Source organism: Actinotalea lenta (assembly GCF_030586465.1).
GTDB classification, from domain to species: domain Bacteria; phylum Actinomycetota; class Actinomycetes; order Actinomycetales; family Cellulomonadaceae; genus Actinotalea; species Actinotalea lenta.
Genome location: NZ_JAUQYP010000001.1, coordinates 847,400 through 869,654, shown reverse-complemented (window position 1 = coordinate 869,654; position 22,255 = coordinate 847,400). Strand labels below are relative to the sequence as shown.

At 73.8% G+C, this 22,255-nt stretch carries 24 protein-coding genes; 4 read left to right on the top strand and 20 right to left on the bottom strand.

Features of this window, described 5'->3' with window-relative positions:
• Window positions 1–106: 106 nt before the first annotated feature.
• The 6 genes from Q6348_RS04030 to Q6348_RS04005 all read right to left on the bottom strand — a co-directional run bounded on the left by Q6348_RS04030 (window position 107) and on the right by Q6348_RS04005 (window position 5,212).
• The gene (locus Q6348_RS04030) at window positions 107–940 is read right to left on the bottom strand and encodes an ABC transporter permease (RefSeq protein WP_304600034.1); all 834 of its coding nucleotides are present in this window, start codon (window positions 938–940) and stop codon (window positions 107–109) included.
• The gene (locus tag Q6348_RS04025; protein ID WP_304600033.1) at window positions 937–2,100 is read right to left on the bottom strand and encodes an ABC transporter ATP-binding protein; all 1,164 of its coding nucleotides are present in this window, start codon (window positions 2,098–2,100) and stop codon (window positions 937–939) included. Before Q6348_RS04025 ends, Q6348_RS04030 begins: the two co-directional genes overlap by 4 nt.
• A 24-nt stretch (window positions 2,101–2,124) precedes the next feature.
• A complete protein-coding gene (locus Q6348_RS04020) occupies window positions 2,125–2,784 on the bottom strand; it encodes an ABC transporter permease (RefSeq protein WP_304600032.1) in 660 nt (219 codons plus the stop codon).
• A 223-nt stretch (window positions 2,785–3,007) separates the two neighbouring features.
• On the bottom strand, window positions 3,008–3,649 hold the full coding sequence (locus tag Q6348_RS04015; protein ID WP_304600031.1) for a hypothetical protein: 642 nt from the start codon (window positions 3,647–3,649) through the stop codon (window positions 3,008–3,010).
• 139 nt (window positions 3,650–3,788) lie between these two features.
• The gene (locus tag Q6348_RS04010; RefSeq protein ID WP_304600030.1) at window positions 3,789–4,649 is read right to left on the bottom strand and encodes a hypothetical protein; all 861 of its coding nucleotides are present in this window, start codon (window positions 4,647–4,649) and stop codon (window positions 3,789–3,791) included.
• A 23-nt stretch (window positions 4,650–4,672) separates the two neighbouring features.
• A complete protein-coding gene (locus Q6348_RS04005) occupies window positions 4,673–5,212 on the bottom strand; it encodes an RNA polymerase sigma factor (RefSeq protein WP_304600029.1) in 540 nt (179 codons plus the stop codon).
• A 96-nt stretch (window positions 5,213–5,308) separates the two neighbouring features.
• Between Q6348_RS04005 and Q6348_RS04000 the strand changes: the two genes are divergently transcribed.
• The gene (locus tag Q6348_RS04000) at window positions 5,309–7,531 is read left to right on the top strand and encodes a putative bifunctional diguanylate cyclase/phosphodiesterase (RefSeq protein WP_304600028.1); all 2,223 of its coding nucleotides are present in this window, start codon (window positions 5,309–5,311) and stop codon (window positions 7,529–7,531) included.
• A 44-nt stretch (window positions 7,532–7,575) separates the two neighbouring features.
• Here the strand turns inward: Q6348_RS04000 and Q6348_RS03995 are convergent, their stop codons facing one another.
• From Q6348_RS03995 to Q6348_RS03975, 5 genes are all read right to left on the bottom strand, one after another.
• Entirely contained in the window at window positions 7,576–8,772 is a 1,197-nt protein-coding gene (locus tag Q6348_RS03995; protein WP_350339638.1) for a M20 metallopeptidase family protein, read from the bottom strand.
• 2 nt (window positions 8,773–8,774) lie between these two features.
• On the bottom strand, window positions 8,775–10,118 hold the full coding sequence (locus Q6348_RS03990; RefSeq protein ID WP_304600027.1) for an MFS transporter: 1,344 nt from the start codon (window positions 10,116–10,118) through the stop codon (window positions 8,775–8,777).
• 90 nt (window positions 10,119–10,208) lie between these two features.
• Window positions 10,209–10,787, bottom strand: a complete 579-nt coding sequence (locus Q6348_RS03985) for a methyltransferase family protein (protein WP_304600026.1) — start codon at window positions 10,785–10,787, stop codon at window positions 10,209–10,211.
• Window positions 10,788–10,791: 4 nt separating this feature from the next.
• Window positions 10,792–12,423, bottom strand: coding sequence for an ABC transporter permease (locus tag Q6348_RS03980; protein WP_304600025.1), 1,632 nt, complete (start codon window positions 12,421–12,423; stop codon window positions 10,792–10,794).
• Window positions 12,423–13,364: an ABC transporter ATP-binding protein gene (locus Q6348_RS03975; protein ID WP_304600024.1), complete on the bottom strand. Its 942-nt coding sequence runs from the start codon at window positions 13,362–13,364 to the stop codon at window positions 12,423–12,425. The genes Q6348_RS03980 and Q6348_RS03975 overlap by 1 nt, the downstream gene beginning before the upstream one ends.
• 266 nt (window positions 13,365–13,630) lie before the next feature.
• On the opposite strand from Q6348_RS03975, the gene Q6348_RS03970 reads away from it, so the two are divergent.
• Window positions 13,631–14,395 (top strand): SDR family NAD(P)-dependent oxidoreductase, encoded by a 765-nt coding sequence (locus tag Q6348_RS03970; RefSeq protein ID WP_304600023.1) that lies wholly within the window; start codon window positions 13,631–13,633, stop codon window positions 14,393–14,395.
• Window positions 14,396–14,436: 41 nt separating this feature from the next.
• On the opposite strand, the gene Q6348_RS03965 is transcribed toward Q6348_RS03970, so the two are convergent.
• From Q6348_RS03965 to Q6348_RS03955, 3 genes are all read right to left on the bottom strand, one after another.
• Window positions 14,437–15,390 carry a DsbA family protein gene (locus Q6348_RS03965; protein ID WP_304600022.1) on the bottom strand — a complete coding sequence of 318 codons (954 nt, stop codon included), beginning with the start codon at window positions 15,388–15,390 and terminating at the stop codon, window positions 14,437–14,439.
• A 75-nt stretch (window positions 15,391–15,465) separates the two neighbouring features.
• Window positions 15,466–15,837: a GntR family transcriptional regulator gene (locus Q6348_RS03960; protein ID WP_304600021.1), complete on the bottom strand. Its 372-nt coding sequence runs from the start codon at window positions 15,835–15,837 to the stop codon at window positions 15,466–15,468.
• Complete coding sequence (locus Q6348_RS03955) at window positions 15,834–16,664, bottom strand: hypothetical protein (protein ID WP_304600020.1); 831 nt, start codon at window positions 16,662–16,664, stop codon at window positions 15,834–15,836. Before Q6348_RS03955 ends, Q6348_RS03960 begins: the two co-directional genes overlap by 4 nt.
• A 48-nt stretch (window positions 16,665–16,712) precedes the next feature.
• Here Q6348_RS03955 and Q6348_RS03950 point away from each other — a divergent pair, with 48 nt between their 5' ends.
• Complete coding sequence (locus tag Q6348_RS03950; protein WP_304600019.1) at window positions 16,713–17,333, top strand: hypothetical protein; 621 nt, start codon at window positions 16,713–16,715, stop codon at window positions 17,331–17,333.
• 34 nt (window positions 17,334–17,367) lie between these two features.
• Here Q6348_RS03950 and Q6348_RS03945 read toward each other — a convergent pair whose 3' ends face one another.
• Window positions 17,368–18,306, bottom strand: coding sequence for an alpha/beta hydrolase (locus Q6348_RS03945; protein ID WP_304600018.1), 939 nt, complete (start codon window positions 18,304–18,306; stop codon window positions 17,368–17,370).
• Window positions 18,307–18,360: 54 nt separating this feature from the next.
• Here Q6348_RS03945 and Q6348_RS03940 point away from each other — a divergent pair, with 54 nt between their 5' ends.
• Window positions 18,361–18,930 carry a helix-turn-helix domain-containing protein gene (locus Q6348_RS03940; RefSeq protein WP_304600017.1) on the top strand — a complete coding sequence of 190 codons (570 nt, stop codon included), beginning with the start codon at window positions 18,361–18,363 and terminating at the stop codon, window positions 18,928–18,930.
• Window positions 18,931–19,005: 75 nt separating this feature from the next.
• Here the strand turns inward: Q6348_RS03940 and Q6348_RS03935 are convergent, their stop codons facing one another.
• The 5 genes from Q6348_RS03935 to Q6348_RS03915 all read right to left on the bottom strand — a co-directional run.
• Window positions 19,006–19,521, bottom strand: coding sequence for a potassium channel family protein (locus Q6348_RS03935; protein WP_304600016.1), 516 nt, complete (start codon window positions 19,519–19,521; stop codon window positions 19,006–19,008).
• A 130-nt stretch (window positions 19,522–19,651) separates the two neighbouring features.
• On the bottom strand, window positions 19,652–19,879 hold the full coding sequence (locus Q6348_RS03930; RefSeq protein WP_304600015.1) for a ferredoxin: 228 nt from the start codon (window positions 19,877–19,879) through the stop codon (window positions 19,652–19,654).
• The gene (locus tag Q6348_RS03925; protein WP_304600014.1) at window positions 19,876–21,114 is read right to left on the bottom strand and encodes an NADH-ubiquinone oxidoreductase-F iron-sulfur binding region domain-containing protein; all 1,239 of its coding nucleotides are present in this window, start codon (window positions 21,112–21,114) and stop codon (window positions 19,876–19,878) included. Before Q6348_RS03925 ends, Q6348_RS03930 begins: the two co-directional genes overlap by 4 nt.
• Complete coding sequence (locus Q6348_RS03920; RefSeq protein ID WP_304600013.1) at window positions 21,111–21,860, bottom strand: ferric reductase-like transmembrane domain-containing protein; 750 nt, start codon at window positions 21,858–21,860, stop codon at window positions 21,111–21,113. Before Q6348_RS03920 ends, Q6348_RS03925 begins: the two co-directional genes overlap by 4 nt.
• The coding region (locus Q6348_RS03915) for an FAD:protein FMN transferase (RefSeq protein ID WP_304600012.1) at window positions 21,857–22,255 on the bottom strand (399 nt) is incomplete at its 5' end. The genes Q6348_RS03920 and Q6348_RS03915, both read right to left, overlap by 4 nt.

The following is a 22,255-nucleotide window of genomic DNA, read 5'->3' as shown; positions in this document are numbered from 1 at the left end:
CCGGACCAACCGCGCACCCCGCCTGCCACACCCTGCACCGCCAGACGCACGGTGTGGCAGTGCGGCGCCACACCGCGCGTCAGGAGCGCCGGTCGGCGCCGTCGTGTCAGATGCCGCGCGGGCGCAGGTACCGCTCGGCGACCGCGCCCAGCCAGTCGAACGTCAGCGCGACGATCGCCACGAGCACGGCACCGACGATCAGGACCGAGTTCTGGTTGAGCTCGATGCCCGAGTAGATGGTCACGCCGAGCGCGCCACCGCCGATCAGGAAGGCCAGGGTGGCCATGCCGATGTTGAGGACCATCGCGACGCGCACGCCGGCGAGGATCACGGGGACGGCGAGCGGTAGCTCGATCCGGGTCAGGACCAGCATCCTCGTCATGCCCATCCCACGGCCGGCCTCGATCACCGACCTGTCCACCTGGTCCAGACCCACCATCGTGTTGCGCAGCACGGGCAGCAGCGCGTACACGACGAAGGCCCACATCGCCGCCGTGCGGTTCATCCCCATGGCAGCCCCGAAGAGCACGAGCAGACCGTAGGCCGGCAGCGCCTGCCCGGAGTTGGCCACCGCGACGACGTAGGGGCCGACCCGCCGGAACGCCGGTCGGGTCAAGATGATGCCGAGCGGCACCGCGACGATCACCACGACCACGGTGGCCACGAACGCGATCTGGACGTGCTGGAGCATCTGCGGCCAGAGCTTCGTCTCCCACTGCAGCGCTGACCGCGTCTGGCGCACGGCATTGGCCAGGTCGAGGTTCTGGTAGTACATGTACAGCACGCCGACGAGCGCGAGGATGCCGAGCGGAGCAAGCCACAGCCCCAGCTGCAACCGGCGCCACATGGCGAAGAAGCCCTCGCGCGGGACCACAGGAGGGCCGGCCTCCGAGCCCTCGGTGCCCGTCGGCATCTCCCGGTGCGTGATCTGGTCGGTCATGCGTTGTCCTCGAGATCTTCATAGTGGCGCCGGGCCTCCACCTGGGCGCGGCGGATCGCCCGCCTCAGGTGGGCCATCTCGACGACGCCCGTGAGAGCACCGTGCCGGTCGACCACGCAGCAGGACCCGGACTCGCTCTGCAACATCTGCTCGAGGCTGTCGAACAGCGTGTCCTCTGCGTTGAGTCGGATGCGGACCTCCGACCCCTCGTCCTGGTAGGACCCGGTCGACTGCTGGAGGTCGCCTTCGCGCATCCAGCGCATCGGACGGTTCTGCTCGTCCACGACCAGGAGCCACGTCTTGTTGCTCTCGTTCAGCGCCTCGAGCCCGGCCTGCGGCGACTGGTCCGACCGGATGGTGGGGTAACCGCCGAGCCTGAGGCCGCTGAGCTGCTCGAAGTTCAGTCCCTTGATCGTGGATCCGGCGCCGATGAAGTCGTCGACGAACTGGTCGACGGGGAAGGCGAGGATGCGCTCCGGAGTGTCGAGCTGGCGGATGACGCTGCGCTCCCCGAGGATCGCGATGCGGTCACCCATCTTGATCGCCTCGTCGATGTCGTGCGTGACGAAGACGATCGTCTTCTTCAGCTCGGCCTGCAGGCGGAGGAACTCGTTCTGCAGCCGCTCGCGCGTGATCGGGTCGATGGCCCCGAAGGGCTCGTCCATCAGCATGATCTCCGGGTCGGCACCGAGCGCCCGGGCCACGCCCACGCGTTGGGCCTGCCCGCCGGAGAGCTCCTTGGGGTAACGGTCCCGGTAGATCTCCGGGTCGAGGCCCGCGAGGTGGAGCAGCTCGTCGGCGCGGGCGGCGATCCTGGCCTTGTCCCACTTGAGCATCCGGGGGACGGTGGCGATGTTCTGGGCGATCGTCTGGTGGGGGAACAGCCCGATCTGCTGGATGACGTAACCGATGCGGCGCCGGAGCTTGTCCGGGTCCACCGTCGTCACGTCTTCGTCGTCGAGGTAGATCTTGCCGCCGGTGGGCTCGATCATCCGGTTGATCAGCCGCAGCGTGGTGGACTTGCCGCAACCGGACGGGCCGACCAGGACGAGGATCTCGCCCTCGTGCACGTCGAGCGACAGCTCCTCGACGGCAGGTACCGACGTGCCGTGGTACTTCTTCTCAACACGATCGAGTCGAATCTTGGCTTCGGAGCTCATGATGCCTCTCGGGACGTCGGCCGGTCAGATACGCAGGCCTCGGGATGTGGTCAGGCGTTGTGCCAGGGACAAAAGGATGTCGAGGACAAGTCCGAGCGCGACCGTGAAGATCGTGCCGACCCAGACCGACTCGTAGCTGTTGGGCAGGCCGAGCCGCGTCAGCCCACCCTGGATGAACCCGCCGAGGCCGTCCCCACCGACGAGGACCGCGATGGCCGCGATACCGACGGTGATGAGGGTAGAGATCCGGATCCCGGCCATGATGATCGGCCAGGCGAGCGGGAGCCGGATCTGCAGCAGCTGCTGGGTGTTACCCATGCCCATGCCCTTGGCCGACTCGACCACCGCAGGGCTCACCGAGTCGAGCCCGGTGACGGTGTTGCGCAGGATGGGCAGGATCGCGTAGAGGAAGAGGGCGATCTCCGCCGGGGGGTTCCCGATCCCGACCAGCGGGATGAACAGCGCGAACATGGCCAGCGAAGGGATGGTCAGGAAGATCCCCGCGATGCTCAGCGAGGCCGCTCGGGCGGCGGGGTGCCGCTCGACGAGGATGCCGAGGATGACGGAGAACACGGTCGCCGTCACGACGACGATGGCGACGATCCGGGCGTGCTCGAGGGTGCCCGTCAGAACGTCGGACCAGTGGTCCCCGACATAGGCGAACCAGCTCGAAAATCCGTCCACGCGTAGGCCTTCCTCCCGGTCGGTCGGACCGCGGCAGCCCGACACCGCTGTCATCGACCCTACACACAACGTCCGCAATTGCCTCAAGAACGTCCCAAGGACCGCCCCTCAGCGGACCGCCGCCCACCCCCGTGAGGGGAGCTCACCGCGTCGCGTCGGCCGGGCAGACGACGGCGCGGCCGCCCGGGATGGTCCCGGACGGCCGCGCCGTCGGTTGGGTCGCTCAGTGGCCCTGACCGTGGGCCTCACCCGAACCGGTCCCGTCGTGGCTCATGTCCTGGTCGCGGACCTGGTCCTGGTCGCGGACCTGGTCCTGGTCCTCGGCCTGGTCGCCGTCGCAGGTGCTGTCGCAGGACCCGTCCTTGAGCTGGTCCCTGGTCTGGTCCTTGACCTGGTCCTGGTCACTCTCGGACGTGGCCGCCTCGGTCGGCTCGGCGGTGGCGTCGTCACCGACCCGGTTCTGGGCACGGACCTGGTTGCGCTCGTGCGCGGCGGTCGCGATCTGCTGCCCGTCGACGCCCCCCTCGCGCGCCTGGGTGCGCACCCAGGCACCGAACGTGCTGTAGTCCTGCCAGCCGGTCGGCTCGGCCGTCGGCTCCTGCGTCGCGTCCGTGGTCGGCTCGTCGGTCGGCGTCGCGGTCGGCTGGTCCGTCGCGGACGACGTCGGCTCCGCGGTCGGCGTCGCCGTGGCGTCGTCCACCGAGACCTGCTCGCTGGAGGGCCCCTGCAGGTCGGCCACGACGGCCGGGACCCCGGTCGCCGCCCCGATCGCCCCTGCGGCGACCGCGACACCCACGGCGGTCTTGGCGGCCGCGCTCAGGCCTGCGAACTTCGCCAGCACTGCGGCGAATGCGGTGGTGCTCATCTGTCCTCCTTCGGCCGGGCACGTGGCCCGCTGATGCACGAGCGGCGTGAGCCGCTTCCGACCTGGTCATCGCCCGACGTGCCGCGCGGGATACGGCCTCGCGCCAGAACGTCCGGCCGGACCTCAGGTGGGCCGGGCCTCAGGCGCGCGGGCTCGTCGGGGCGCTGGACGGCTGCGCGGTCGCGTCGTCGCCGACGGATCCTCCGGCACCGTTCCCCTCCGACGCCCCGTCGCCGGGCTCGATGCCGCGAGTAGCGCCGGAGTCACGGCCCGTGCCCTCTCCCTGCCCGTCCCCGACGTCCCGGCCTGGCTCAGGGGAGGTGCCGGGATCCGTCGGGTGCGAGCCCCCGTCCGCCGGGCTCTGGTCGCGCCCGGGCGCGTCCTGCGAGCGGCCCGGTGCCTCGGTGCCGTCACCGGGCGTGTCCGTCGCGTGGCCCGGGACCTCGCTGGGCCGTCCCGGGACCTCGCCGGAGGGGCTGGGCGCTAGGGGCGCGACGTCGCCCTCGCGGTCGTCGGAGGGGGTCGTGGCCGGGCCGACATGCTCGGGCCCGGGCGCGCGGTCGTCGGCGGGTCCGTGGTCGTCGGAGGGCGCACGGTGCCGGAGCCCGACCCCCTCCAAGGCGCCGCCCACCGTGGCGGCGACGCGCTCGCCGATCGCACCGGGCAGCTCAGAGAACGGGACGCCATCGCGGACGGCCGCGGCCGCGGCCGTCCCACCCAGGGCCAGCGCGGCTGCCACGGAGCCGCCGACCACGTAGCGCAGCGCACGACGCCGACGACGCAGGGGGACGACCTCCGCCGTCGAGCCGGCGGCGTCCGCCGCGACCTCGGCGGTGCCACCCGCGAGCCCATCGGACAGCAGGGCCGCCAACGCCGGGGTCGGCTGCGGCGCCGGAGCCGATGTGCTCTCCCGCAGCTCGGCGACGAACGCTGCCAGCGCAGCGTCCTGCGGTGCCACCGCCCGTCCGGCGATGACACCCTCGTCCCGGGCGTCGCTCACACCAGGATCATCGTCGAGGGGGTTCACGGGGATACGCCCTCCTTCGCCAGGATCCTGCGCAATGCGGCCAGGCCGCGGTGCTGCAGCGACTTGACGGCGCCGACCGGCCGCCCGACGACCGCCGCGACCTCCTCAAGGCTGAGGTCGGCGAGGATGCGCAGCAGGAGCACCTCCCGCTGGGACTCCGTGAGGAGGCCCAACAGCTCGAGCACGCGCGTCTGGCCGACCCGCTCGAGCGCCTCCTGCTCAGCGCTGGGGACCACACGCGGATCCTCGTGCGCCTCGAACGGCTCGGAGACCGGACGTCGCCCCGCACGCCGCCACGTGTCGACCACGCGGCGGTGCGCGATCGTGAACACCCACGCCCGGAACCCCGCGGCGTCCCCCTCGAACCGTGCGATCCCGGTGAACACCGCGACGAAGACGTCGCTCGTCACGTCCTCGACGTCCGGCACGCCCTTCGCCCGCAGGTAGGCGGCGACCGGCCCCGCGAGCTCGCGGTACAGCGCGGTGAAGGCGTCGGCGGAACCCGACCGGGCCCGGTCCAGCACGTCGTCCTCCACGCGCCCAGGATGCCTCACGCCGCGCAGCGAGCAGTCCCGATCCGCCAGCGTCCCTCACCAACCTCGGCACCCAGCCGATGGGCTGACGTGAGCCGGGTGAGTCGACCGTGGGCGGTGTACCTGATCCTGGGCACCGCTCTGACCGGCACGGTCGTCGCCGCGCCGGCCGGCGCCGCCCACGACGCGCTGTACACGCTCACAGCGGCCAGCGGCGTCCTCGCCGTCGTCGAGGGCGTCCGGCGGAACCGGCCCCACCGTCCTGCGATCTGGCGCCTGATCGCCGCAGGCATGGCCTGCTGGATCGCGGGCTCTGTGGTCCCCACCGTGATCGGGCCGGGCGACGTGTGGGCCCGTGCCCTGATGGGCGACGCCTTCTTCCTGGCGATGTACCCGCTCGAGCTCGTCGCCCTCGTCCTCGCGGTCGGTCACCACGAGCCGGAGGATCGCACCGCACAGCTGGACGCCTGGGTCCGTACCACGGCGGCGGGGCTCACGATCTGGGTGCTGATCGTCGAGCCCGTGTGGACGACGCGCGCGGGGTACGACCTCGCCGCCGTGTACAACCTCGTGTGGCCCCTGGGCGACGTCGCGATCCTTGGCGGCCTCGCGCGGCTGTCCACGCGGGCCGGTGCGTACCGCAGCACGCTCGTGACCGCGGTGGCGTTCGTCGGCGCGATGGTGGCCCTGGGGCCGGTCGAGGCGGTCTCGGGGGTCGCCCTGCCGTCCCTGCACCCGGTGCCGTTCGACGGCCGCTGGCTGATCGGGTTCGTGATCGCGGGCACCGCCGCTCTACACCCGTCGATGCGGCTGCTGTCGGCGCCCCGCGCGAGCCGGGAACCCGCCAGCGAGCGCGCCGTGGTTTGGCTGCTGGCGGCCATGCTGACCGGCCCAGCGCTGCTCGGCTGGGAGCTGAGCACCGGACGACCGATCAGCGCCGCATCCGTGACCGTGTTCTCCGCGGTCATCGTCGTGCTGGTGGCCGTGCGGATGGTCGCCATGGTGCGCCAGATCAACCGCCAGGCGACCACCGACGACGTCACCGGGCTGTCGAACCGTCGCGCGCTGCTCACCGTGGCAGGCGAACGACTCGCGGCGCCGGGCTCACGCGGCGCGCTGCTCCTGCTGGACCTCGACCGGTTCACCGAGGTCAACGACTCCCTCGGGCACAGCGCGGGCGACCAGCTGCTGGTGCAGGTCGCCCGCCGGCTCCGGGAGGGCCTGTCCCCCGACGACGTGCTCGCGCGGCTGGGAAGCGACGAGTTCGCGGTCCTGCTGCGCGACGCCGACCGGGAACGTGCCGAACTGGTCGCCGATGGGCTCGCCGAGCAGCTGACCGCACCGTTCCGGCTGGGCGACGTCGCCGTGGGCATCGACGTCAGCATCGGTGTGGCGCTGCACCCCGACCACGCCTCGGACGTCGAGACCCTGGTGCGCCTGGCCGACGCCGCGACCCACCGGGCCAAGCGGGTCGGCCCCGTGTGCCTGCACGGCGACCCCCACGGGTCGGAGCGCGAGGACCGGGAGCGGACGGCGACCGAGCTCCGCGCAGCACTCGCCACTGGCCAGCTGGTGCTGCACTACCAGCCCAAGGTCGCGCTGAGCACCGGCGTCGTCGTCGGGGTGGAGGCCTTGGTGCGCTGGCAGCACCCGACACGCGGTCTGCTCTATCCCGACGCGTTCCTCGACGTGGTCGAGGAGACGGGCCTGATGCGCGCGCTGACCGACGAGGTGCTGCGCACCGCGCTGGACCAGGTCGCGACCTGGCGGCTGGCCGGCGCCGCCGTCTCGGTGGCCGTGAACCTCCCGGCGAGCATCCTCGTCGACGTCGACCTGCCCACGCAGGTCCAGGTCATGCTCGCCGAACGCAGGCTCCCCGCCACCGCGCTCGAGCTGGAGATCACCGAGGAGTCCTTGATGTCGGACCGCGCGCGGGCCCGGACGATCCTGTCCGAGCTGCGTGACAACGGGGTACGGATCGCGGTGGACGACTTCGGCACCGGGTACTCGTCGCTGGCCTACCTTCGCGACCTCCCGATCGACGAGCTCAAGCTGGACCGCTCCTTCGTCTTCCCCATGTCCGACGACCCCCGCGCGGTCGCGCTGGTCTCCTCGACCATCGGGCTCGCGCACAGCCTCGGGCTGCGAATGGTCGCCGAGGGAGTCGAGAACGGGCACGCCTACCGCACGCTCGCACGCATCGGCTGCGACCAGGCGCAGGGGTACTACCTGTCCCCCCCGCTGCCGGCCGAGCAGCTCGGCCCCTGGCTCGCCGCGCGGCGCCGTGCCGTCGAGGTCCCGCACCAGGTGGAGGCCCGCTGATGCTTCGTCGCGTCGACTCAGCCGATCGCGCCTGGCTGCCGAGCTCAGCCCTGCGCGAGCCGGTCCAGGGCTAGGGCCGCGAGCGCGGCGGCCCCCACCGGCAGGGCGGACTCGTCGAAGGTCGCCTGCGGCGAGTGGTTGTACGGAGCCGTAGCCGGGTCGGCGCCGGCGGGGGTGGCGCCGAGACCGAGGTAGGCGCCGGGCACCTGCTGGAGCACGTAGGAGAAGTCCTCGGCTCCGGGCAGCGGGCGGGGCAGCGGGAGGTACCCCCGGCCACCTGTCAGCGCGCCGATCACCCGCTCGACGCGCTCGACCTCGACCGGGTCGTTGTCGGTGGTCGGGTAGCCGCGCGCGTACTCGATCTCCGCGGTCAGGCCGTGCGCGTCCGCCACGCGTTCGACGACGCGCAGGAGCCTCGGTTCGACCGCTGCGTGCGCCTCCTCGGAGAACGTGCGCACGGTCGCCTCGATCCGCGCGGTGTCCGGGATGACGTTGTTGACGGTCCCGGCTGCCACCTTGCCCACCGAGACCACCACCGGGTCGAGCGCGTCGAACTGCCGGGTCACCGCCGACTGCAGCGCGAGGATCGTCTCCGCCATCACGGTGACCGGGTCGGCGGCCAGGTGCGGCATCGAGCCGTGGCCACCCCGGCCGCGGATGGTGACGAACATCTCGTCGGCGGCCGCGAGCATCGTCCCGGCACGGCAGGTGAGCAGCCCGGCCGGGAGCAGGGCGGAGGCGACGTGCAGCCCGTAGGCAGCGACGACCCGCTCCCCCGCGGCGTCCAGCACGCCCTCGCCGATCATCAGCCGGGCCCCGCCGTCGCCCTCCTCACCGGGCTGGAACATGAGGACGACCGACCCGGCGATCTCCTCGCGCCGGGCGGCCAGCAACCGCGCGGCGCCCACCAGACCAGCGGTGTGCAGGTCGTGCCCGCACGCGTGCATGACACCCTCGTGCTCCGAGCGCACTGGCTCGGTGGACTGCTCGGTCACCGGGAGCGCGTCCATGTCCGCGCGGAGCAGCACCGCGGGTCCGGGGTGCGCGCCGCGCAGGACGGCGGTGACGGAGCTGAGCGACTCCCCGGTGCTGATCTCCAGGCCGAGCCCTCGCAGCGCCTCGAGCACCCGCGCCTGGGTCTTGGGCAGCTGAAGACCCAGCTCCGGGATGCGGTGCAGGTCGCGGCGCAGGGCCACGAGGTCCGGGGCGAGAGCGCGGGCGTCGTCGAGCAGCGTGGTCACGGTCAGCCTTCCGTTCGAGTGTCGGTGTCGGCACCGGTGCCGACCATCGTGTCGACGGGATACAGCAACGAGTAGCGCACGAGCCAGGACCCGACGGCGGAGATGGTCAGCCCCGCCGCCGCGTAGCCGGGTACGAGCAGCAGGTGACCGTGGTCGACCAGCCACTCCGCGATGAACAGGAACGTCCCACCGAAGCCCGCGATCGCGACAGCGGCCGGGATGCCCAGCGCCACGGCCCGGATCGGCACCGGGAACAGGCGCGCGCCGGCCACCGGGGTGACGCCGAGCTGGAGCCCGATGCACGCGGTGAACACGGGCGCCGCGACCAGGTATGGCACGTGGCCGGTCTGGAACCCGATCATCAGCGGCAGCACGAGGACCGCGGCCCCGGTGAACCCGGCGCGGATGAGCGCCAGGGGTCCGAACCGGTCGGACAGGAACCCGGCGGTGATCATCGCGATCAGCAGGGTGATCAGCGCAACGTTGTGCTGCCCGGTCGCTGCCGCCTCGGTGAGCCGGCCGGTGTGCGCGGCCCAGGTGGGCAGGTAGATCGAGCCGAAGTAGATCCCCATCGTCGAGCCGATCGTCAGGCCGAACGCCAGGAGCATGCGGGGCAGGTGAGCGGCGATCTGCGGCCAGGCCGGCAGGTAGCCGGCCTCGCGCGCCGTCGCGAAGACGTCCGACTCCGGCACACCGCGCCGAATCCAGAACGCGAGCGCGCCGCACAGCCCGGCGGCCGCGAACGCGATCCGCCACCCCCCGCTCTCGACGCCCGCGGTCCCCAGCACGGCCAGCAGGACGGCGAGCAGGACGTTGCCCACCAGGGTGCCCAGCGCGTCGCCGGAGTAGGCGAAGGCCCCGTAGCGGTGCCGGCGGTTCGGCGGTGCGACCTCGACCACGTACGTGGCGGCCGTAGCGACCTCGCCGCCCATCGCGATCCCCTGGAGCAGTCGTGCGACCAGGACGACGCCCGCAGCCGCGAGGCCGGCGACGGCGTGCGTCGGGGCGGCGGCGATGAGCAGCGAGCCAACGGCGATCAGCGCCACGCTCGCGGTCAGGCCGGCGCGCCGACCACGCACGTCGGTGATGCGGCCCATCACGAACGAGCCGAGCGGGCGCGCGACGAACCCCGCGGCGAACACCGCGTACGCCCCGAGCCGCGCCGCCGTCTGGTCCGCCCCCGGGAACACCTGCTCGGCGAAGTACGGGGCGACCAGGCCGTAGATCGCCCAGTCCAGGGACTCCACGAAGATCCCGGCCGTGCTGGCCACCACGACCCGCGCTCGGGGGAGCGGCCGGTCGGCGACCGGCGCGGAGTACGGATCGGCCACGGGGCTCTCGGCCATCGTCGTTCCTCGTCGTCGGGGATGGACGGAGGCTAGCGGGCCGAGCGTCCCACGTCGTGCCACGGGTGCTTGCCGGGGTAGGACCGCCCGTCAGCGCACCCGCCAGCCCGGCACGAACCGGGGCGTGCGCGACGCGTAGTCGGGATACGCGGCGAACCGCCTGGCCAGCCGCTCCTCCTCCCAGCGCGCCTTGACGCTGAGCAGCACCACCAGGGCGACGAACGCCAGTGCCCGCCACCCGGAACCCGAGCCCACGGTCCACGAGCCGGCGGCGAGCAGCAGCCCGGTGTAGATCGGGTGGCGCACCACCCGGTACAGCCCTCCGGTGCGCAGCACGGCGTGCCGGTTGGGGATCGGCACTGCTGTCAGGCCGCGGCCCAGCGCCGTCCCGGCCAGCAGCATGACCACCAGCCCCGCGACCACTCCGGCCAGCGCCGACCACCGCAGCCACGCCGGCACCGGCCACCCCCACCCGCCCGGGAGCACCGCGATCAGGCCGAGCAGCACGAACTGCGCGGCCACGAGCAGGCGCGCGGTGCGCACCTCGCCCGCGGAGACCACCCAGACGTCCGGGACCGCCTCCGCGGGCGCCCAGCCGTCCGGGGCGCGGGGCGCCGAACCGTCCGCGCCTGCGGGTGTCTCGCCGTCCGAGCCCGCCGCGCCACTCACCCGGTCATGATGCCTGGTCCGCCGGCTCCCGGCGCGTGCGGGCGCCCACGTCCCGGGGAGCCCAGTCGAACAGCCGTGCGACGACCGCGGCACCGACCACCAGCCACGCGAGCACCACGAGCAGCTCCGCGGGGTCCAGTGGCTGCGGTGTCGGCGCAGTGGCCGCGACCATGAGGCGAACCATCGGCCGTAGCGGCAGGGCACCGGCGATCGCGTCGAGGACCGGTGGCAACGTCACCCCGATCACGAAGATGTCCGAGATGAACGCCGCCGGCAGCAGCGTCCCGAGCGCCAGGCCGACTCCGGACTGCGCGCTGCGCACCATCGACGCGACCGCCATCCCGACCACCGCCAGGCAGCTCGTCCCCAGCACCAGGACCCCGAGCGCCAGCGGCCAGCGGGGCGGCACGCCCACCCCGTAGAGGGCGGCCGCCAGCGCGTAGGCGAGGACCAGCGTCGCCAGTGCGATGACCGCGGCACCGACCACCCGGCCCGCCAGCAGCGGCCAGGCCGGTAGCGGCGTGCCGTGCAGCCGTTTGAGCACCAACCGTTCGCGTGCCTCGGCCAGACCCGTGGGCATGAACACGTAGGCAGTCACCGCAGCGCCGTAGGCCGCCATCGTCGCGGCGAAGAGGCTGCCGAGCGTACGGCCGTCCGACATGAGCTGGTCACCCCCGCCGTTGACCACGGGGATCACCGCGACCAGCAGGACCGGGAACACCACGGCGAAGAACAGCGAGGACGGCTCGCGACGCAGCGCCAGCTGGGTGTGGTTGACCTGGCCGAGCACCAGCGACACCGGCGACGGCGCGCCGCTCCGAGCGACCCGGTCCGCGGGGTGGGACCGGGTGCGCCTGGCACGCCGCACGGCATCGCGACCGCGGCGCAGGGCCAGTCCCGCCGCCAGCGCCCCGGCGACCGTGAAGCCGGCCAGTGCGAGCAGGTGGTCGACCTGGAAGCCGTTGCCGGCCAGGTAGGGGTTCAGGGCGTCGCCCACCAGCACCGCCATGTGCTTGAGCGGGAAGAACCACCCCAGCCGGACCATCCAGTCCGGCATCCCGGACCCGGACATGAACACGTCGGAGATGAACGACAGCGGGATGACCAGGCCGTTCGCGATCGCCAGCGTGGCCTGCTGCGACGGGGCGAGCGCGGCCAGCAGCAGGCCGAGCGCCGCGAAGCACAGCGAGCCGAGCAGCAGCGTGACCACGACGGCCGCAGCCGCGCGGCCGAACAGCTGGACGTCGTAGAACCCGACGCCGATGCCCAGCACGAGCGCGGCCGCGGTCAGGCCGAGCACTGTCGCCGCACCGATCCGGCCGCCGAGCAGGACCCACGTCGGCAGCGGGGTGCCGACGGTGCGCTTGAGCACGCCGGTGGCACGCGCCTCGGCGAACCCGACCGCAAGGAACGAGAACGTGGACATCACGACCCCGAACGAGGCCATGCCCGGCGCGAGGAACTGCGCCAGACGGATGCCCTGGTGGGTGTCCAGCGTCTCGTTGCCCAGCAGCGAGGACAGCAGGATGAAGAACGCGACAGGGAAGCCGATCCCCATGACCATCACCACGGGGGTGCGGCGAAGCCGGGTCAGCTCGTGCCACACCTGGGCGGCGAGCATCCGCAGCGCTGACATCACATGACGCCCGGCTCGGCGGCGACGGGCTCCTCGGCCAGCCCTTCCGCCCCGACGAGGTCGAGGTAGACCTGCTCGAGGCTGGGCCTGGTGAGGGTGAGGTCGGCGAGCTCGACGCCGCGTTCCACGGCCCAGCCCGCCAGCCTGGCGACGTCGGCGGTGGCGTGCACGGTGCGGACCTCGGCCACCGCGCCGACGGCGCGCACCGGGTCGCCCAGGTCCGGCAGGTCAGCGACCTCGATGCCGTCCGGGAGCCGGAACGAGATCACCGCGCCCATGCCCGCCGTCGCGGCGAGCTGCTCCGCGGTGCCCTGCGCCACGACGCGCCCGTGGTCGACGACCACGAGCCGGTCGGCCAGGTGCTGGGCCTCGTCCAGGTAGTGCGTGGTCAGCAGGATCGTCGCGCCGGTGTCCCGGAGCCGGTCCACCAGCTCCCAGGCCCGCCGCCGCGCCGACGGGTCGAAGCCGGTGGTCGGCTCGTCCAGGAACAACAGCTCGGGCGAGCCGACGATGCCCAGCGCCAGGTCCAGCCGTCGGCGCTGGCCGCCGGACAACGTGCGCACCCGTGCGTCGGCCTTGTCCTCCAGGCCCACCATCTCGATGACCTCGTCGACGGCGCGCGGGTGCGGGTACCACCCGGCGTGCAGCCGGATCAGCTCGCGCGGGGTGAACAGCTCCTCGAACCCGGCCTCCTGGAGCACGATGCCGATACGTTCGCGCCACGCCCGGCCACCGGTCTGCGGGTCGGCACCCAGGACCCGGACCCTGCCGGCGTCCGGCGTGCGGTAGCCCTCGAGGATCTCCACCGTGGTGGTCTTCCCGGCCCCGTTCGGCCCGAGGATCGCAAGCACCTCACCCTCGGCGATCTCCAGGTCGATCCGGTCGACGGCGACCACGTCGCCGTAGGTCTTGCGCAGCCCCTCGACCTCGACCGCTGCCATGTGTCCTCCCGGGTGCTGGCTGGCCGGCGCTCGTCGGCGCGCACCGGCCAGCCATGGGTACCGCACGCGATGCCCGCAAACCAGGGACACCGGTCCCACGGGAGCCGGGTTCCGCGGAAGCACCCCCTCCTCGCGAGCGGTGTGCTCCCAGTCGAGGGGTGTGCCTGGGGGTGCGCCTCTGGGCTGGGAGTGCGCCACTCGGGGCGTGGCGCCCGCGGGCGTGGCCGTCCGAGACGTGGCGCCGCACCGAGCCCTAGGGTCGGGGCATGGACACGGTGTCGTTCTCCCTGGAGGGTCAGGTCGCGCTCGTCACGGGCGCGTCACGCGGGATCGGGCACGACCTCGTGCTCGCCCTCGCCGGCGCCGGGGCGCACACGATCGCGGGCGTCCGGCGTACCGACGACGCGGCGAGGCTGCTCGCGCAGGTACGGGCCGCGGGTGGCTCGGCGTCGGCGGTCGCGCTCGACGTCACCGACCATGCCTCGATCGAGGCTGCCGTCGCCGCTGTCGAGGCGGACCACGGCCGGATCGACGTGCTGGTCAACAACGCCGGCCTCGGGTTCAACCACGACGCCCTGGACGTCACCGAGGCCGACTGGGACCAGATCATGGACGTCAACCTCAAGGGCCTGTTCTTCGTGACGCAGGCCGTGGCGCGCGGGATGGTCGCGCGAGGCTACGGGCGGGTGGTCAACCTGGGGTCTCAGGCGGGCGAGGTCGGCATCCGGCGGCACGCGGTCTACTCGGCGAGCAAGGGCGGGGTCGACCTGCTGACCAAGGTGCTCGCCCTGGAGTGGGCGCCGCACGGTGTGACGGTCAACACCGTCGCGCCGACGTACGCCTACACCCCGGGCACCGCCGACCGGCTTGACGACCCGGCCGTCGCGGCCGACATCCTCGCCCGCATCCCGACCGGCCGGTTCGCCAGCACCGCCGACGTGGCCGCCGCCGTCCTCTACCTGGCCTCGCCGTCGTCCGGCATGGTGACCGGCACGGTGCTCCCGGTGGACGGCGGCTGGACCGCCCAGTGACCGTTCCGGTCGAACCAGCACGTCGCAGGTCGCCGGACGGCTCAGCCTCCCGAGGTCGGGCTGGTGGAAGGCGATGGCGCCTGCGTGGCACCGCTCGTCGGGCTGCTCGTGGCGCCGGCCGTCGGGCTCGGCGACGAGCTCGCCGACGCCTTGGCCACGACCGCCTGCGCATCCGCGTACGCGGATGCGAACGCCTTGGCGTCGTCCGGCGCCCCGGTGTAGGCGGTCCCCGCGAGCAGGAGCGTGGTCGAGGTGACCGAGCCGACGTCGAAGGGCACCGAGCGCGCGGCGCGGGCGGTCGACTCGCGCACCCAGCCGGTGAACCTGCCCGAGGTGATGCAGCCGTCCAGCCCCGGGGCCTTGACGCCCGCGTCGGTCAACGCCTTCATCACCGACGCGGGGGTCCAGTCCGCGCCGCCCGAGACGAGCGCCTGGTGCGCAGGGAGCGCCTGGTTGGGGTCGAGCTCGGCGACGCACGCCAGGGCCGCTGCCGAACGGACCGCGGAGGCGGACCCGTCAGGTGCGATCGGGTGGATCTCCAGCGACGTCGTCTCGGCCTTCAGCCCCGCGACGAGCTCGGGGCCGGCGGTGGACCACAGCGTCGAGGCCGTGGGGCTGGAGTAGTCGACGTAGAGCACGGCGTCGAGCACACCGAGGTTGCGGTTGGGGGTGTTCGCCGTCGGGGTGCCGCCCTGCGCGACGGACCCGGTGGGAACGCCGTAGACGTTGCCCTGGTAGCCGCTGAGCAGGATGCCGTCGGAGGCCATGTTCAGCGGTCCGCGGTTGCGCTCCGCCACCCATGTGCGCACCCCCAGCACGGCGCCGGTCAGCACGCCCACCGCGACGACCACGGCGACCACCTGCACGACGTTGCGACGTCGACGCCGGCGGCGCTGCTCGGCGATCCGCTGCTCGCGCGCGACCTGGCGAGCGACCTCGCGCCGCTGCTTCTTGGGCAGCGCGCGCAGCTGGGCCTTGGTGAGCTGGGTGGGCACGGCGTTCCTCCGCGATCGGTCGTCAGCGTCGCAGGGTGCCGAACTTACCTGGGCGAAGCCTGAGAGCTCCGGGACCTACCAGCGTCCCAGCGCACGCTCCACCGCCTCGTGGACCTCGGCCGCCGGGGTGCCGAGCTGCCGGGCGACGAGAGCCAGGGTGTCCGCCGCCGCGTCCAGGTCCGTCCGTGCGGGGGGCCGGACGCGCCCGCTCCCGCCACGCACGACGGTGCCGTGGCGACCGGCCGTCTGGACCAGCCCGTCACGCGCCAAGGCCTCGTACACCTTGTTGACCGTGCCGCGGGCGAGGCCCAGGTCCGTGGCCAGGTGCCGGATGGGCGGGAGCGTGCTGCCCACGGCGAGCTGGCCGGAGACGATCAGCCGTTCGATCTGGGCACGCAGCTGCTCGAAGACGGGGACCGGCGAGCCGGGGTCGACCTGGACGATCACGGGACCGCGGGCTCCTGGACGGGCACGAACGACCGCGGGGGCCGGGGCCGCGCCCGGTGCAGCTCGACCACGGCGAGCACGAGCAGGACCAGCACCACCACCGTCGTCAGCGGGCCGCCGGGCGACGGGGTCTTGGACACCGCCCAGCCGAGCGCGAGCGCCGCCGCGGCGAGCTCGAGGTGAGCGACGGCACGCCACGCGTAGCTGCGGAGCCGGACGTCGACCTCGCCCGCCTGCTCGGACATCACGGGCCGGCGCCTGCTGCGGATGGCGGACCGGGTGAGCTCCGCGACACCGACGAGCGCGCTGCCACCGACCGCGACGGCCAGACTCGTCGCGTCGCCCGCTGCCGCCAGCACCCCGGCGCCGGTCGCGAGGGAGGCGGCAGCCAGCACCCGCGCGGCGACCACCCGCCCCGTCTCGCCGGGCGCGGGCCGTGGTGCGAGGGACGCCGTCGCGACGGTCCCCCGCGGCTGGCTGAGCCGGTACGACTCGGCCAGCAGGGCACCCAGCAGGATGCCCGCGACCGCGCAGAACCACACATCGGCCAGTGGGCTGCCGCGGCCGATCCCCGCATGCACCCCGCCCTCCGCCGTGACACCGACCACGACGGCCAGCAGGGCCCCGAACCACGCGGCGGCCAGCCGGTAGGACCGGTGCCGCACGAGGTAGCGCCGGTAGACGTCGCGCACCTGCTCGGCGGCCGGCAGGGTGCCCCCGGCCAGCCACGCGGTGTCCCGGTCCGTCGCGGGGACGCGCACCGCCAGCCCGAGCCCGACGGGCACGAGCACCGCCAGCGCGGCGAGCGTCAGCACCGCGACCGCCATCCCGATCCCTTCCGCCGAGCAACATTGGCACACTATGCTGTGCCAATCATGCCTGCTGAGACCGAGCCGTCAAGCCCAGACCCGACGCTGGACATCCTCGTCCCACGCACCACATGGCGCGCCACCGCCGTGGCCGTGGTGGCCGTGGGCGTCCTGGTGCTCGCCGGCGTCGTCGGCGCGGGCAGCCGGGTGTCGCTGGCCACGGGCGGGGGCAGCTCGAGCCTGCTGCCGGACCGGCGGGTCGAGCTGACCACGGACGTGGTGGCCAGCGGCTGGCCGGGGCTCACCCTGGCGGAGCTCACCCCGCCCGCCGGCGCCCGGCTGGTGCACGTGTGGGCGGTGCCGGCGTCCGAGGTGCCGTCCGGCGACCTGGGCCAGCGCAGTGTCATCGGTGTCGCGGAGGCGTCCGGCCTGCCGGACTCGCTGCCGGTGCGCCTCGCGCCAGGGCAGCACTACCAGCTGGTCACCCTGCTCGAGATCACCGACTGCGCCGCGTACGCGGTCTCCGGAGAGGGTCAGGGCTGGGTCGTCGACCCCGCACCGGACCCGCACGCGGCCGTGGCCCACCTCCGAACGGCGCTCGGCACCCGGGCCGACGTCCCCCTCCTTGCGTCGATGTGGACCGCCGACGACCTCGCGCAGTACAGCTCCTGTCCTGCGGCGCCCTGACCGGGACACGCCGGCGCGGGTTCGGCGACCGGGCTCAGTGCTCGCCGACCACGCGCGCCACCCACTCCGTCACTGCGGCGAGCACCTCGGCGTCCACCGGCTGCGCGACGAGCTTCTTGTACGCCTGCAGGCTGGGCCGGCCGACGTCGCGGCGCAGGATGTGGGTCAGGTCGGCGGGCCGGAGGGTCTCGACCGGCCCCGGCACAGTGGCTGCGATGGCGTCGAGGTCCTCGGCCGGGACCTGGAGGTCCTTCTCGCCCGTGATCGCCAGCACCGGTACGTCGATCCGGGCGAGCGTGGGCCTCGGGTCGTAGCTCAGGTACTCGCGCAGCCAGCGGGCGTTGCTCCGGCGACCGCCGACCCGCGCGACGTCGCTGGTGGTCGCTGCGGCCTTGTCGAGCGCGGCACGCTGCTTGGCGAGCAGGTCGATCCGCAGCAGGCGCACGAGGCGCGCGGTCAGGCCGGTCAGGCTCGCGGCCACCTGCGCTCCCTGCCACTCGAGCAGGTCCCGGCCGGGACGTGCCTGGCCGGCGAGCAGGACGGCGCCGACCACGTCGCCGTCGGCGGCGAGCGACTGGGCGTGCAGCGCCCCCTCGCTGTGGCCGATCACCACGACGGGGCCCACCTCGGGCAGCGCGGACAGCCAAGCGAGCGCGGCACGGGCGTCCGCGGTCGCGTCACCGAACCCGGTCGAGAGGTAGTCGCCGTCCGAACCACCGATGCCGCGCTTGTCGTAGCGCAGCGAGGCGACGCCGACGTCAGCGAGCGCCTGTGCGACCTGGCGGGTCGCACCCATCGCCATGCGGCGGTGGTCGGAGTTCCGGTCGATGGGACCCGAACCGGTGATCAGCAGCGCAGCGGGGTGCGGCCCTGGGCCGGCGGGCAGCTGCAGGGTGGCGGCGAGGTCACCGGCCGGCCCGGGGATGCGGACCTCGGTGACGACAGGGACGGGGTGGGTTGCACTCGTTGTCATGGCTCCATTGTTCTCACTTGTGCGAATGTTGTCAAGCATGCGATTGTTAGCGCCATGGACACCGCCGCGCTGCTCCTGCACCCCGTCCGGCTGCGCATCGTCCAGGCGATGCTGGGGGGCCGCGAGCTGACCACCGCGGACCTCGTGGCCCAGCTCCCGGAGGTCTCCCCGGCGACCGTCTACCGGCAGGTCTCGACCCTCGCCGACGCCGGCATCCTGCTGGTCGTGGACGAGCAGCGGGTGCGCGGGGCGGTGCAGCGCACCTACGCGCTCGACGTCGCCGCCGCGCAGGTCTCCGCACAGGACATCGCGGCGCTCACCCCCGAGCAGCACCGCCAGGGGTTCACCGCGTTCGTCGCGGGCCTGCTCGCCCAGCTGGACGCCTACCTGGCTTCCAGCACATCCGACCCGGCGACCGACCAGCTCGGCTACCGCACGGTCGCCCTGTGGGTCACCGACGAGGAGATGGCCGCGCTCGCCGCCGAGATGTCCGCGCCGGTGCTCCGGCTGCTAAACCGAGGACCGGGTGAGGGACGCACGCGTCGTCTGCTGTCCACCGTCCTCATGCCGGACCGGACGACGTCACCGCCTCCGGGCGGTCCGGGACCGCACCGCGCTCCATGAGCACGACCTGCTGCCGGTCGCGGGGCCGGGCGCGGCTGCGGTCATGACCGCAGCCCGTCGCGCGCTCACCGGGCGTCAGTCCGGGCCGGCACCCACCTGGTCTGCTGCACCGTCCGCGCCGGCACCCGCCTCGAGCCGAGCGTCCAGAGTGCCGGACCGGGCCTCCAGGTTCTCGCCGTCGAGACCCCCCGCGTCGTCCAGCCGGGCCTCGATGACCGACAGTCGCGCCTCGACGGACGCGAGGGCCTCGAGCACGGCGCGGTCGACCTCGCGCTCGGCAGCCTGGCGCGGCTGCTCGTCCTGCCGCACGAACAGCGAGGCCAGCGCGGCGGACACCATCGCCAGCAGGACGAATCCCACCACCATGAGCACCACCGACAGCGCCGCACCGGCACCCGTGCGCGGCGGAGAGCCGAGGAAGCCGACCGTCGTGACGAGGCTGATCGACCACCACAGACCCCGCCAGAACGACTCCACCGTGTCGGTCTCGATCGCCGCCACCGCGCCGCCGGAGACCACGACCACCACGGCGCTCACGAGCACGGCAGGCCACACGGCCGCGCGGCGAAGCTGTGGCACACGCACACGCACACGCCCACCTCCCGCCGGAGCACCGGCGCCAGGCTGCCAGCCGCTCCTGAACCGCCGCTGAACGCCTCCTGTGCATCCCCCGGAAGCCGCACCACTCTCAGGGGTGGCACGGTGTCGGGCGCGACGGCGGTCAGAGGCCGGGGTCGACCTCCTCGACCCACAGCGCCCGGCGGGGGCAGGCCCGCACGGCCCGGCGCGCGGCCCGGACGTCGGCCGGACTCCCCAGCGGCTCCAGCACGGGGTAGCCCCAGCGGTCCAGATCCACCACGCGGTCGCCGACCTGGGCGCACAGCCCCACACCCTCACAGGCGACGGGATCCACGCGCAGCACCAGTCCTGCGCTCGGCGCGCGGTTCACAGCGCCAGCTCCGGCCAGGCGAGGGCGCCCGACCCGCACGGCCGTCCGGCGGAGTGCGCGGCGACGTCGTCGGCGAAGGTGGACACCGCGGACGCGACCAGCCTGGTCGCCCCGTCCGGGTGGTGGCAGGCGCCCCGGCCCTCGATGCTCGCCGCGTCGTCCAGCAGGCGGCCGACGTCCGCCGAGCCGACCGCAAGCGCGCCCAACCGCTCCCCCAGAGCCGGCAGGCCGAACACGCACGGACCGCACTGGCGGGCGCTCATCGAGGCGAGGTAGTCCACGAGCCGCGCGGTCTGGTGGATCCCGCACGCCCACGCGCCCAGTGGCGCGACGACGCCGGCGCCCAGGCTCAGACCCTCGCGGCGCAACGCCGCCTCGTCCACCGACAGGTGCGCCACGCGGGACCACGAAGCCCACAGCCCGCCGTAGCCACCGAGCAGGACCGCCTGGGGTGCCTCCGTCCAGCCCAGGTCCGCCAGCAGCTCCGTGAACGTGGTGGCGGACTCGACCTCGACGACGGCCCGCCCGTTGCCGAGCACCGTCACCAGCCGCGTCCCGGTCTCCTCGACGTCCCGGGCGAGCAGCGCGATCCGGGCGAGCGTCTCCACGTTGTGCACCAGGGTCCTGGGCCGGCCGGGGACCTCCCGCCTGCGCACTGTGGGCAGCGCAGGACCGCCCGCGGCCGCCTGGGCGATGGCGCTCGCCTCCCCGGCCAGGTAGTGCACCGGGCCGTCCAGGAGCTCCACGCTCGGGGCGGTGCCCTCCCACGGCCGCTCCGCGAGGGCGATGCGTAGCGCACGCCGCGCCCCGAGGTCGTCGCCGTGCAACCAGATCACCGCGCGCTGGGCGCCGAGCGCCTCGGCGGCGAGGAGCAGGCCGTCGATGACCAGGTGCGGACGCTGACGCAGCAGGGTGCCGTCCTTGGCAGCGACGGGCTCGCTCTCCGCCCCGTTGGCGACCAGGGTGAGCGGCCCGTGGCCCGCGAGAGTGCGCCGCCACTTCGCCGCTACCGGGACGTGAGCACCGCCCTGTCCGGTCAGTCGACTGCGCTCCAGCGCGGCGACCAGGGCAGGCGTCCCACCCGGTCGCGGGCCGAACGCCGCGAGGTGGCTTCGCCAGCCCTCGGCCGGCGTCGGATCGGTGGGTTCGGCCGGACCGTGCGCCGGGAGCACCGCGTCGGTCAGCAGCAGGCGTGCGGCGCGCACGCCCGTCCCGGCCACCGCGGTCTCGCTCATCGGTGCCCTCCCAGGCGGGTGTAGGCGTCGGTGCGCAGGGACGTCGGCCGCAGACCCCGGCGGCTCTCGGCGAGGTCCTCGGTCAGCTCGGCCACCCGGTCGGCCGGGGTCCGCGCCGCGTAGCGGGTCACCGCGAGGGCGATGACGGCTGCCCCGGTGGCGAGGTAGAACCCGCGCAGCGCGACCGCGTCGGAGCCCGCCAGCACGCTGTGCACCCACACCAGCCCGAGCGTCACGACCGCCACCTTGTGGATCGGCCACCACACGCGCGCCGCGACCCGACCCGCGAGCACCGCGGTCAGCCCGGTGACGAGCCCCGCCCACACGGCGATCACACCGAGGGTCACCGCGACCGGTCGGTAGCCGGACGCCAGGGGAACCAGCGCACCGCGCCACCCGACGTGCGCCCACGGGTCGAGCACCAGGACCACCACGTGCAGCGCCGTGAACACGAGCGTGAAGGTCGCCAGGGAGACGTGCACCGTCAGCCGCGTCCGGGGCGAGGGCCGGTGCCAGTGCCGTGACCACGGGTGCGCCTGGAGCAGGCCCGTGACGACCAGCGCCACCAGCAGCACGTAGGACGCGACTCCTCCGGCACGCCCGAGCATCCAGGTGACGGAGCTGCCGGCCGCGCTCATGGCGCCCGCCACCAGCCACCCGACGGCGACGAGCGTCGCGACCGTGGCGAGTGCGAGCGCGACGGTCGCCAGCGACAGGGCGAGGGAGGGGCGTTCGTGGGTCCTCATGCGGCCCTCCAGACGACACGGGGATCCATGGCCGGCGAGGTGTGGGTGACCCCGTCCGCGTCGACCCACGCGGCAGCCAGGTCGCGGGCCTCGGCCTGCGCGGCCACCGAGTCGGCTCCGGCGAGGAAGAGCGCCTTGCTCCACACCTCGGCCCACGCCGGGTCTTGGTGCACGACGGTGACCTGGGCCAGCCCCTGGCCGCCGGGCAGGCCCGTCCGGGGGTCGACCAGGTGGTGCACGGCGGTCGCACCGGCGCGCCAGCGCCGCCGTCGCACGGACGACGTCGCGACGCCCAGGTCGGTCAGCGCCAGCACCAGGACGGGGTCGGTGGCGTCCGGGCGCGGATCCTCGACCCCGACGAGCCATCCCTCGCCGTCCGGGCCGGGGCCGCCGAG